Below are 12629 nucleotides of genomic sequence, written 5' to 3'. Positions count from 1 at the left end.
TTAGAAGAGAATCGCAAGCCTGCCGCTTGCTATCTTTTCAAAGGGCAATGCCACTTCATCCACTCTTGTTTTATTTCGGACCGCAAGCGTCACCGCATCTTCGCTGACAGCAGTCAGTTTTCCTTCGAAGATTTTCGAACCATTAATCGGTTCATAGGTTGTCAGATGAACGTCCTTGCCGACTGCTTTGAGATAATCCTGATATTTCTTTAGCGGTCGTTCGGCCCCAGCAGACGAAACTTCCAGGAAATAGGCTTCTTTTATCGGATCCGCTGTATCCAACTTCTCGCTTAATTTCTCGCTGACCGCCGCACACATATCCAGATCCACCCCTTGCGGTGAATCAATGAAAACACGCAAGAAGCGATTCTGACCTTCTTTGACAAACTCAATGTCGACAAGTTCGAGACCAAGTTCAGTCAAAATCGGTGCGATTAATTCATCGGTAACTTTCGCAATTGTGCCAGCCATGTTCAACCCCCTTCGAAAACAAAAGAGCGGGAAATTCCCACTCTTTCTCACGAACTATTTCCAGTATTTCCATAAACACTATATCATACCCGTTGCAAACAGGCAACAATCGCGAGAAACGAACCTTTTTGCGATTAATGATGCAGCATGTGTTACCTGTTCTTAATCTTTATCACGCTCAACTATCAACTAAAACAGAGATAATTGATTCGCATCCGGCATGCCTTCGAGGCAACCTTGGCCTTCAAGATATTCCATGATCGTTTTTGATACTTTGGCGCGTTTTTGAAGATCCTCTTTCGAGAGAAATTCGCCTTCCTCACGTGCTTTGGCAATTGCCTTAGCCGCGTTCGTTCCAACGCCGGGAATAGCATTAAACGGCGGAATTAATGAATCGCCATCGACGAGAAAGCGGGTTGCATCCGATCGGTAGAGGTCAACGCCTTGAAAAGATAAGCCGCGTTCACACATTTCCAATGCGACCTCAAGAACAGTTAAAAGGCTTTTTTCTTTTGGTAGCGCGTCATTGCCTTTTCTTTCGATCTCTTCCAGCTTAGCGACAATTGCTTTTGATCCGTGCCGCATGACATCGACATCAAAATCATCCGCACGCACACTGAAATAGGTTGCATAGAATAAAACCGGGTAATGCACTTTGAAATAAGAAATTCGGAACGCCATCAAGACATAAGCGGTTGCGTGCGCTTTCGGGAACATATATTTAATCTTGAGGCAGGATTCCATATACCATTTCGGCACATTGTTTTCCTTCATTTCAGCTATCCAGTCATCAATAAGCCCTTTGCCTTTGCGGACCGATTCCATGATCTTAAACGCATGTGACGGCTCAAGCCCTTTGTGCATCAAATCGATCATGATGTCGTCACGGCAGGAGATCACATCCCTTAGCACACAGGTGCCATCATTAATCAAGGTTTGCGCATTACCGAGCCATACATCGGTTCCATGCGACAGTCCAGATATTTGAACCAGTTCGGCAAAAGAAGTTGGCTTCGTATCTTCCAGCATTTGGCGAACAAAACGGGTACCAAATTCAGGGATCCCGAGTGTGCCGACCTTGCAGCGAATTTGCTCAGGTGTCACGCCAAGCGACTCGGTGGTACTGAATATTTTCATGACTTCCTTGTCGTCAACCGGAATTGTTTTTGGATCAATCCCGCTTAAATCTTGAAGCATGCGAATAACGGTTGGATCGTCATGGCCTAGAATATCAAGCTTCAAGATATTGTCGTGAATCGAATGGAAGTCGAAATGGGTCGTTCGCCATTCAGCAGTTTTATCATCAGCCGGATATTGAACCGGTGTGAAATCATAGATTTCCATATCACGGGGCACAACGACAATGCCGCCTGGATGCTGCCCGGTTGTCCGTTTCGCTCCAGTGCAACCGGCAGCCAGTCGATCGCGTTCCGCCGCACGGAAATGGCTGCCCGTATCCTCTTCATAGCCTTTAACATAGCCGTAAGCTGTTTTATCGGCAATTGTGCCAATCGTTCCTGCCCGATAGACCTTGTCCTCACCAAAAAGAACTTTTGTGTAGTTATGCGCAACGGGTTGATAATCGCCAGAAAAATTCAAATCGATATCGGGAACTTTGTCCCCTTTAAAACCAAGGAACGTTTCAAAGGGAATATCATGACCCTCTTTTTTCATCATTGTGCTACATTCCGGGCACGCTTTATCCGGCAAGTCGAAACCGCAGGCAACTGAACCATCAGTAAAGAATTCAACGTGATGACACTCTGGGCAGAGGTAATGCGGTGGCAGTGGATTGACTTCTGTGATTTCAAGCATCGTCGCGACAAGTGAAGAGCCAACCGACCCTCGAGAGCCAACAAGATAGCCGTCAGAAAGCGACTTTTTCACCAATTTATGCGCGATCAGATAAATGACTGAGAACCCGTGACCGATAATACTCTTCAATTCTTTATCGAGCCTTTTTTCAACAAGCTCCGGCAAATTTTCACCATACAATGCGTGCGCCCGCGCATTCGTTTTATCGCGAACTTCTTCTTCTGCCCCATCTATCGTTGGTGTATACAGCTTATCTTTTACTGGCAGCACGTCTTCGATCGAGTCGGCAATCGCCTGCGGATTAAAGGATACAACTTTCTTCGCTTGCTCCTCGCCGAGAAAGCGCATCGCATCAAGCATCTCGTCGGTCGTTCGAAAATGGACATCTGGCTGCACCTGACGGTTGAGTGGATTACCTGCCTGTGAACCAATTAAAATTTTCCGGTATATCTTGTCATGCTCATCAAGATAATGCACGTCACCCGTTGCGACAACTGGTTTATCGAGCTTTTCACCAAGCGCCACGAGCTTCTGCATCACATCTTTAAGCGCCAGTTCATCGCGCACAATCCCTCTTTCCACAAGATGGGCGTAATTGGACGGCGGTTGGATCTCAATATAGTCGTAGAAAGCTGCAACTTTTTCGGCTGCCTCCGCTGACTTTTGCATCATTGTTTCGAATAATTCACCTTTGTCGCAGCCCGATCCAACGATAAGTCCCTCTCTATATTTCGTCAGGAGCGAACGCGGAATCCGTGGCACACGGAAGAAATATTGTACATGAGATAATGTAATCAGTTTGTACAGATTCTTCAATCCGGTCTGGTTTTTCACAAGCAGAATAATATGTGATGGACGAATGCGATCTAGATTCCCCTTACCAAGTTCATCATTCAGCTGATCGTGATAAAGCATGCCCTTGTCTGCCGCATCCTTTATCATTTTCCATGCCAGATATCCAGTCGCTTCTGTATCATAAATCGCTCGGTGATGATGGGTCAATTCGATATTGAACGCCTTACAGAGCGTGTCCAATTTATGGTTTTTAAAATCCGGATAGAGAAAGCGTCCGAGTTCTAGAGTATCCATCCATGGGTTATCAGCGTCCTCAAAGCCTAGCTTCTTGTAAGCCGTGTTTAAAAAACCCATATCGAAAGTCGCATTATGTGCAACAAGAATCGCATCGCCAGCAAATGATCTAAATGCTTCGACAACCACACTGGCGTCAGGTGCGTCTTTTAACATCTCATCGGTTATACTAGTCAATTCAATAATTTTCTCAGGCAACGGATGATGCGGATTCGCAAATTTATCAAATTTTTCCAACACTTCGCCATTCTTGATTTTAACAGCCGCCAGCTCAATAATCGTATCATAGACGGCCGATAAACCAGTTGTCTCGACGTCAAACACAACATAAGTCGCCTCGTCAAGCGAGCGATGCGCCAGATTATAAGCAATCGGTACCCCATCATCAATAAGGTTCGCTTCCACACCATAAATGACCTTAATACCGTTTTTCTGCCCAGCTGAATATGCCTCAGGATAGGATTGGGCGACACCATGATCGGTTATAGCGATCGCCGGATGTCCCCATTGTTTCGCCCTTTTGATCAAAGCTGAAGCAGTCACTACAGCATCCATTTGACTCATTACAGTATGAGCGTGTAATTCGACTCGTTTCTCTCCGTCAGGAGCTGTATCCATCTTCTTATGCGGCGCAATTTCCTCGATATCGTTTGCAATCATCACAAGATCGCGCATAAAACTGTCATTCTGCACACCGCCACGTACCTTCACCCAAATGCCCTTGTGAAAGTCGGCAAAACGCGCCGCATCTTCCTTGTCGCGAGAAAACACTTTAACAGCCAGGGAATCTGTGTAGTCGGTTAGTTTAAACAAAAGCAAGGTACGTCCGCTACGAAGTTCACGTGTTTCCGAGTCAAAGACATAACCCTCGATTGTCATTCGTCGCTCTTCATCTTGGATCGTAGTGATTGAAACCGGCTCATCTTGAATGGCATAACCAAATTTAAACGGTTCATTTGCTTCAGTAGCTGATGCTTCCTGGCGTGCTGTCTCTCTTTCGGCAACAGCCTGCAGCACTTTCTGCTGATCTTCCTGCTCTCTTTGTTTGATAAAGCTGTCGTAAGCCTTTGATTTCTCTTCCGTATTAATCTTGACCGAGAGCACAAGCGGGCTAAAACCAGCTGGACGCAGGAAATCGTTAATCACATGAGGCAGCTTCCGTTTTACCAGCCCTGCTTCAGCATCATTTGTCGCGCTGATCAGTAGCTGATTCTCACGAACGACAGGCTGTTGATCGGCAAGTACCGCCTTTAACGCAGGAAATTGTGTCGCGAGCACTGTTCGCAGACCCGGCCAGTACTCACTGAACCGCTCATCTTGTGTCTGATGATCACGGGCTTGAACCGCGACAGTCACCTCGGGTACAATGGCATGAAATTTTTCATTCATCCGGCTTTTGAGCCAATCAAGAACATCTGCTGGTAGAATGCTCTGCATCATCAAATCAAAATGCCAGCGTTTCTCTTGACGGTAAACCGACAGCTTATCAATTTCCCCGTCCATGAAATAGAGCCGACGCCATTCTTCAGGCACTTCCAATTGCTCCATCAGAATCTGCCAGCGCGACGCTTTGGCACTTTCTTCAACCATTAGTTCTCTCGCACTCCCCTCATCTGTTCTCTGTTTAACGCTTGATTGTAAAGATTTCAGTAAAATAACTTTTCAAGAAATGAATGTTCCGCGCGTCCTAAGAACTTGACCGACGACAGTTTCTTTTTATTTGAGTCGGATCAATACAAATGATTCTTCAATGTTTTATCTTAATCGTACTAAAAAATATACGGCTTGACTAGTCGGCAAAGCATCAGTGAATCGATTTTAAAAAAGGAAAAGGACGCTTTCTACGTGCGCCCTTTTTTCTCCGATTCATTAACGGCAGAGATAGCCGCTTTGGTTTCAAGAAAAATTACTTTGAAAAATTAATGAGACGTTTGAAGCAAAGCATTAACCTGCTCAAGCAAGTTATGAACCGCACATTCTTTCCGCTCACTGTCTGACCTGCGGCTGATTTCAATGATTCCTTCATCCGCTTTTTTGCCGACAACCAGCTGCACTGGCGAACCGATCAATTCACTATCGGCAAATTTCACGCCAGGTCGTTCCTTGCGATCATCCCAGAGCACATCATATCCTTTTTCAAGGAGACTTTGATAGAGTTCTGCGGATAACTGTTTTTGCGCCTCATTTTTCATATTCATTGTAATCAGATGCACGGTAAACGGCGCCAAATCTTTCGGCCAAATCAAACCATTCTGATCATGGTATTGTTCGCAGACAGCAGACAGCGTGCGTGAAATACCGATGCCATAGCAACCCATAATCAGCGGTTTGCTTTTGCCCGCGTCGTCAAGAAAATAAGCGCCCATGGCCTCTGAATATTTTGTGCCGAGTTTGAAAATTTGACCAATTTCTATCCCCTTGGCAAAACGAATGGTTCCCTTGCCGTCCGGAGACGGATCGCCTTCTTTAATAAAACGGAAATCTGCAAAAGCTTCGATTGGCAAGTCGCGTGACGGATCGAGCTCGGCGTAAGTTGTCTCTTCTGCCTTATTGTAGAAGACGCCGTCAGCAATTGCTTTCAGCGCGTTATCCGCAAGAACCCGGACGCCAGCTAACGGATGAACGGCATCCAGTTTTTCATCTGTTAACGCTTCGATCATATCAGCGCCGAGATAGTTTTTCACCTTGACATCATTAACTTCATCTTCCGCACGGAGGAAAACAGCAAGGGTTGCCTCACGTGTTTTGAACCAGTGCACGGCAAGTGATTCTGTTCCGCTATTCCCTGCGATTTTCTTAAGCGGCTGTCCGACTGGTTTCTCCTTCGGTACATCGATCACTTCAGCCATTTCGAGATTTGCGGCGTAATCCGAGCCATCGGAATACGCAATCGTATCTTCGCCGATTGCCGCAAGCGCTTGGAACTCGTGCGTATCTTTGCCGCCGATAGCCCCAGAGTCAGCCAACACAGCACGAAATTTCAAGCCGCAACGTTCAAAAACACGCTGATAAGCGTGATACATCGCCCAATAAACATCATCCAGCGTATCTGTTTCCGCATGAAAAGAGTAAGCATCTTTCATGATGAATTCACGACCGCGCAAGAGACCGAATCGCGGCCTTTTTTCATCGCGGTATTTCGTTTGAATCTGGTAGAGTGTTGTCGGCAATTTCTTATACGTATTCAACGTATCACGAACAAGGCTGGTGATTAATTCCTCACCAGTTGCTCCCATTGCAAATTCACGACCATGGCGATCTTTTAATCGCATTAATTCCGGTCCGTAAACATCCCAACGCCCCGACTCATGCCATAGTTCCGCAGGTTGCATCGCCGGCATCAGCAATTCCTGAGCACCTGTACGATCCATCTCTTCACGAATAATTGTTTCGATTTTTTTAATAATTTTATAGCCAAGTGGCAGGTAAGAGTAAATACCCGCCGCATTCTGGCGGATATAGCCGCCACGAAGCAGAAATTGATGACTGGCAGATTCCGCGTCAGCCGGAGTTTCTTTCAAAGTCGGTATAAACATTTGGCTCTGTTTCATTAGTCGCACCTCAATCAAAAAGAATCAATACAAGAGTTCCTTTAAAATTTTGCATCCGCTGTACCCATGCTGTATTCGCCACGAGCGTCCCCAGAACTTGCTAGACGTCCGAAACAAAGTTAAGGATTAAAAAGATGTTGAATGTCGTTCCACGTCACGAGTAGCATCAGCACCATCAACAAGGCAAAACCGACAAAATGAACGAACGCTTCTTTTTGCGGTTCAACCGGTTTGCCACGCAGTGCTTCAACAATCAAGAAAAACAAGCGTCCGCCATCGAGCGCAGGCAACGGCAGCAGGTTGATCACGGCAAGATTGATGCTAAGGAAGGCTGTCCAGTTCAAGACAAGAATCAGTCCCTGAGCAACGACTTCTCCAGTCGCATGATAGATGCCGACCGGGCCGGATAACTGATTCAAATTGAATCCGCCGGAAACAAGTTTTCCGAGTCCCTGAAGTTCCATTTTAATCCAGAAAAAAGTCTGTGACACACTCATCTTCAATGAATCCGGTAACGAATAATAATTGGGCTGGTAGACGCCAATCACACCAATTGTCTGACCATTCCCCGTTCGTGTCCGTGTCACAAGATCTATGGATTTCACGTGTCCGTCACGGCGGATTTGAAAAGTGATTTTCTGTTTCGGGCGTGGTTCTATATATTTAGTGATAGCCGTCCAGCTATCCATTTTCGTCCCATTCAGCCGCAACACTTGGTCGCCTGAATGAAGTCCAGCCTGTTCTGCCGGATAACCAGCAATGAGTTTGCCGAGCTGTGGTGCATCAGATGGAATACCGGCAATATTGAAATAAATGATAAAGATAACAACAGCGAGCACGAGATTCATAAACGGGCCAGCGAAGATCGTCAAAAAGCGCTTCGGTAGCGATTTTGATGAAAACTGCCGATCAATCGGCGCTATTTGAAAATCCTGGTGGTCCGAAACATAAGTCGCTTCATGATCAACCGAGTAGCGTACCAGCGGTCCATCTTCTTCTTCATAACCCGTAACAACGAGCTCTCTTTCCAAATCGCAATGCTCAACAGTCATAAAACGCGCGTCCGGATAGCTCTCGAGATGATCAATAACGAGGCGGTTTACCTTGCCTGAGCGATCAAAAAAAACGCCGATGCTCTGTCCTGGCTTCACGTCAACGATTTCCGGGTCTTCCCCTGCCATTCGCACATAACCGCCGATTGGCAGCAGTCGGAGTGTATAAACCGTCTCGCCCTTTTTAACGGCGAAAAGCTTTGGCCCAAAGCCAATCGCATATTCGCGACACAGGATACCCGAACGTTTGGCTACAACAAGATGTCCGAATTCATGAATCGAAACAAGCAAGCCGAAGATTATCACAACGACAATTAATGTTTCCAAGATAAACGTCACCTCTGCCTCATTTATGATGCATAACTTTTCCTGTTACAAATTCTCTTGCTCTGCGATCGGTTTCCTTGATCGCAGCCAAGTCAGGTGTTTCAATGCCTTGATGGGCATCCAATGCTGCCTGCACTAAAGATTCAATGTCAAGAAAATGAATCTCTCCTTGCAAAAAAGCATGAACGGCCGCCTCGTTAGCCGCGTTTAGCACCGTTGGGTATGAACCACCTGCTCTGCCAGCTGAATAGGCCAGTCCGATACATGGAAAACGCGTGTTGTCCACTTTTTGAAAATGAAGCGTTCCTATTTCCCATAAGTTTAAACGCTTTGTCTGCTTCAGTTCAAGTCTCTTGGGGTAGGTCAGCGCATATTGAATCGGAACAAGCATGCTAGGTTCACCAAGCTGAGCAATTTGACTGTGATCAGCATATTCAACAAGAGAATGAACAATACTCTCACGATGAATCAAAGTGTCAATCTTGTCAAAAGGCATATTGAAAAGCCAATGTGCCTCGATCACTTCAAGTCCCTTATTCATAAGTGTCGCGGAATCGACTGTAATTTTCGCACCCATTGACCAATTCGGATGAGCCAGTGCCTGGCGAACGGTTACATTTTTCAGTTCTTCTCTCGTCTTATCGCGAAAACTGCCGCCAGAGGCAGTCAGAATCAATCGAGTCACCTTACTTCGATCTTGCCCTTGCATCGATTGAAAAATTGCAGAATGCTCGCTGTCAATTGGAAGAATCGCTGTTCCGTAACGTTTGGCCTGTCCAATCACTAAATGCCCGGCAGTAACAAGTGTTTCTTTGTTCGCGAGACCAATCGTTTTTCCAGCTTCGATTGCCGCAAGTGTTGGTTCCAGCCCGATGCTTCCCAAAACGGCATTGACCAATACCTCGCTTTTCTCCCAGGTTGCCGCTTCAATCATCCCTTGCAGCCCGCTGACGATTTTCACGCTGCCGCCAAGTTCAAAGTCAATTTTTCCAGCTGTCGTCTGATCTTTCACAGCGACTAGTGATGGCTTGAATTCGCGGATCAGGGGAAGCGCTTTGGCTATATTTGTACCGAAAGCGAACGCTTCGATTGAGAAAAGATCGGGGTGTTCGCGTACGACCTGCAACGTCTGCATCCCAACAGAACCTGTTGCGCCGAGTAAACTTATCGTCTTCAATTTGATTTCCTCCGATCAATCAATAACGCCGAGCAAAAAAAGCAGCGGCAGGACAAAGATAAGACTATCGAACCGATCAAATAATCCGCCATGCCCGGGAAGAATGGCGCCTGAATCTTTCACCATAAAATAGCGTTTGACCGCTGATTCCGCCAAATCGCCTAATTGGCCCGCAATAGCTATCAATAGGCTGATTACGAGCAAAAAGACCCACGATGGAAACAGCGCTGTCTGGAGAATCGACTGAAAAATGATTGCACATAGGATTGCGCAGAGAATCCCACCGGCCGATCCTTCAATTGTTTTATTCGGACTGATATGCTGGGCCAGTTTATGCCTGCCCCACTTTCTCCCGACAAAATAGGCACCGCTGTCCGTCGCCCAAATAATAATCTGTACGAACAGCAGCAGTGGGAGGCTTTGATAACGCAGATGAACAAGCAAATAAAAAGAAAAGCCAATATAGAATACAGCAAAGAGTACATAAGAAGCTTGTTCAAATTGAAATCGATTCTTTGAAAGGACTGTAGCTGATAGAAGGACCAAGCTGAGCCCAACGAGCAGCCTGATAAAATAGGATGGAGCAGATAAGGAAGAAGTCGTTTCAAAAACCGCTCCGATCACAATCAGACCGACAAACACAGATGCAATGATAATTACCGTTGAAGTGCGTCGCAACTTTTTCATGGCTGCCAGCTCCAAGAAGCTGATCACCGCGATAAGCGCCGTAAATAAGGCAAAAGGCAGCGATCCAAGCCAAAGTAGAAAAAGATAAACAGCGCCTGCGAAAACGCCGGTGATAATCCGTTGTTTCATTTTACTTTGTCCCCCCGCCATTTAAACCGCCATAACGACGTTGACGTTCGGAAAACGAGTGAATCGCCTGGCGGAGATCTTCTTCAGCAAAGTCCGGCCAATACACATCTGTAAAATAAAGTTCAGTATAAGCGAGCTGCCAAAGCATGAAATTACTGAGCCGAAGTTCGCCGCCAGTACGAATCAGTAAATCAGGGGCCGGAAGTTCTGGATTCAAGAGCCGAGCAGATACTGCCTGCACATCAATGGCATCAATGGCTAGCTTTCTATCCAACACGTCCTGTGCTATCCTTTTGATCGCTTGTGTTAATTCCGCATAACTTCCGTAATTCAGCGCGAAATTAAGAATAAGCCCACTATTGTTTTTCGTCTCCGAAATAGCCTGGTTTACGGCTAATAATGTATGTTCAGGAATAATCGACAGATCTCCCATGACTTGAACCTGAACATTATTTTTTTTAAGCTCAACGAGGTAGGAATGGAGAAATTGTTCCGGCAATTTCATCAGGAAATCTACTTCTGCTTTGGGACGTTTCCAATTTTCAGTGGAGAACGTATAAAGCGTCAGCACCTTGACACCGAGATGCTGTGCCTCTGCCGTGATTCGTTTGACAGTTTTCATCGCTTCCCTGTGGCCGGCAATCCGCGGCAATCCACGACGCTGGGCCCATCTGCCGTTTCCATCCATGATAATTGCCACGTGTTCCGGTATCCGGCTCAATTCAGAAGGGTTTACCGCGGGCAGCTCTGAGTTTCCTTTTTTGTTCAAGGAAAATTTACCAAACATCCGTTTTCCTCCAATACAAACAAGCCGGGCCCGAACACGCTGTTCTTGAAAAACGGCGGAATCCGAACATCCGGCTTCGTTGCTTTAGATATCCATAATTTCCTTTTCTTTATCAGAGGAAATCTTATCGATTTTCTTAATCGTTTCATCGGTCAATTTCTGTACATCGTCTTCAGCGGCGCGCACGTCATCTTTGGTCAATTCATTACTTTTTTCCTGTTTCTTAATCTGTTCATTCGCTTCGCGGCGAACATTGCGCACAGCGATTTTCGCTTCTTCAGAGATTTTTCGTATCACTTTAACCAGCTCCGTGCGCCTCTCTTCAGTCAGCGGTGGGATGGCAATCCGAATCACCGTTCCATCATTAGTCGGCGTAATCCCAAGATCGGATTTTAGAATACCGCGTTCAATATTGGCAAGCGCGCTCCGATCATAAGGCTGTATGAGCAAAAGACGTGCCTCTGGCGCAGTAATCGATGCTAATTGTTTTATCGGTGTTTCCGCGCCATAATATTCTGCTGTAACTTTATTCAGAATTGACGGGTTTGCCCGTCCGGCGCGTATGGTGACCAATTCCCGCTGATATGCAGCAACGGATTTCTCCATTTTTAAACGTGCTTCGCTTAATACTTCATTTACCGACATCAGTTATCTCCCCTTTACGACTGTGCCAATATTTTCACCAAGTACGGCTCGCCTGATGTTACCTTCTTCGCAAAGTGAAAAAACGACCAGCGGAATATCATTATCCATGCTTAGCGAGGACGCCGTTGAATCCATAACCTGCAGTCCTTCGTTCAATACTTTTAGATAAGAAATTTCTTTATACTTTTTAGCTGTTTTATCAACTTTCGGATCCGCCGAATAAACGCCATCAACATTATTCTTTGCCATTAAAATGACATCAGCTTCGATTTCTGCTGCACGAAGCGCTGCCGTCGTATCTGTCGAGAAATACGGATTACCTGTGCCGGCAGCAAAAATAACGACACGTCCTTTTTCAAGATGGCGAATGGCGCGTCTACGAATATAAGGCTCAGCGACCTGTCGCATCTCGATCGAAGTCTGCACACGCGTTTCTACACCCAGTCCTTCAAGACTATCCTGAAGTGCCAGCGCATTAAGAACGGTTGCTAGCATGCCCATATAATCAGCCTGTGCCCGATCCATACCCATTTCGCTACCGGTTTTCCCACGCCAGATATTGCCCGCGCCAACAACAATGGCCACTTCGACATGCAAATCAACGACTTCTTTAACCTGCATCGTAATCGAGCGAATGACTTCTGGAGATATACCATAACCATTTTTCCCCGCAAGAGCCTCGCCGCTTAATTTCAAAATGACACGCTTGTATTTCGCCTTTTCCGGCATCATCCATCTTCCTTTCTGGAATAACTGTATTTCGTTTCACACCATCTTTGTTTCCATTTTTGATGCGTGAGGGTGACAATATTTCTCGTCATCTTCTCGTGCAACATCTGATACATTCTTATCTTTCAAAAAAATGGGACACGCAATCCGTGCCCCATTTTGTTTCTTGC

The 12629-nt window shown here is 46.1% G+C and carries 9 protein-coding genes; all 9 read right to left on the bottom strand.

Translation table 11 applies throughout. The annotated features are described in order from the left end of the window. The 9 genes from rimP to pyrH all read right to left on the bottom strand — a co-directional run bounded on the left by rimP (nucleotide 1) and on the right by pyrH (nucleotide 12459). Nucleotides 1-471 (bottom strand): ribosome maturation factor RimP, encoded by a 471-nt coding sequence (rimP, locus tag JOC27_RS02095; protein WP_205005350.1) that lies wholly within the window; start codon nucleotides 469-471, stop codon nucleotides 1-3. A 189-nt stretch (nucleotides 472-660) separates the two neighbouring features. Beyond that, nucleotides 661-4965 carry a PolC-type DNA polymerase III gene (locus tag JOC27_RS02090; RefSeq protein ID WP_205005349.1) on the bottom strand — a complete coding sequence of 1435 codons (4305 nt, stop codon included), beginning with the start codon at nucleotides 4963-4965 and terminating at the stop codon, nucleotides 661-663. A 329-nt stretch (nucleotides 4966-5294) separates the two neighbouring features. Further along, nucleotides 5295-6926 carry a proline--tRNA ligase gene (locus JOC27_RS02085; protein ID WP_205005348.1) on the bottom strand — a complete coding sequence of 544 codons (1632 nt, stop codon included), beginning with the start codon at nucleotides 6924-6926 and terminating at the stop codon, nucleotides 5295-5297. A gap of 119 nt (nucleotides 6927-7045) precedes the next feature. Beyond that, the gene (rseP, locus tag JOC27_RS02080) at nucleotides 7046-8305 is read right to left on the bottom strand and encodes an RIP metalloprotease RseP (protein WP_205005347.1); all 1260 of its coding nucleotides are present in this window, start codon (nucleotides 8303-8305) and stop codon (nucleotides 7046-7048) included. Nucleotides 8306-8324: 19 nt separating this feature from the next. Next, the gene (gene dxr, locus JOC27_RS02075) at nucleotides 8325-9482 is read right to left on the bottom strand and encodes a 1-deoxy-D-xylulose-5-phosphate reductoisomerase (RefSeq protein WP_205005346.1); all 1158 of its coding nucleotides are present in this window, start codon (nucleotides 9480-9482) and stop codon (nucleotides 8325-8327) included. Between the two features lie 15 nt (nucleotides 9483-9497). Continuing rightward, nucleotides 9498-10298, bottom strand: a complete 801-nt coding sequence (locus JOC27_RS02070) for a phosphatidate cytidylyltransferase (RefSeq protein WP_205005345.1) — start codon at nucleotides 10296-10298, stop codon at nucleotides 9498-9500. A 1-nt stretch (nucleotide 10299) separates the two neighbouring features. Next, entirely contained in the window at nucleotides 10300-11085 is a 786-nt protein-coding gene (locus JOC27_RS02065) for an isoprenyl transferase (protein WP_205005344.1), read from the bottom strand. Nucleotides 11086-11169: 84 nt separating this feature from the next. Next, nucleotides 11170-11730, bottom strand: a complete 561-nt coding sequence (gene frr / locus JOC27_RS02060) for a ribosome recycling factor (protein ID WP_205005343.1) — start codon at nucleotides 11728-11730, stop codon at nucleotides 11170-11172. Nucleotides 11731-11733: 3 nt separating this feature from the next. Further along, complete coding sequence (gene pyrH / locus JOC27_RS02055) at nucleotides 11734-12459, bottom strand: UMP kinase (protein ID WP_205005342.1); 726 nt, start codon at nucleotides 12457-12459, stop codon at nucleotides 11734-11736. Between the last annotated feature and the right edge of the window lie 170 nt (nucleotides 12460-12629).

The sequence above is a fragment of the Sporolactobacillus spathodeae genome (assembly GCF_016908935.1).
GTDB lineage: Bacteria > Bacillota > Bacilli > Bacillales > Sporolactobacillaceae > Sporolactobacillus > Sporolactobacillus spathodeae.
The sequence above is the reverse complement of the archived record's forward strand: the minus strand, read 5'-3'. Positions and strand labels throughout refer to the sequence as shown.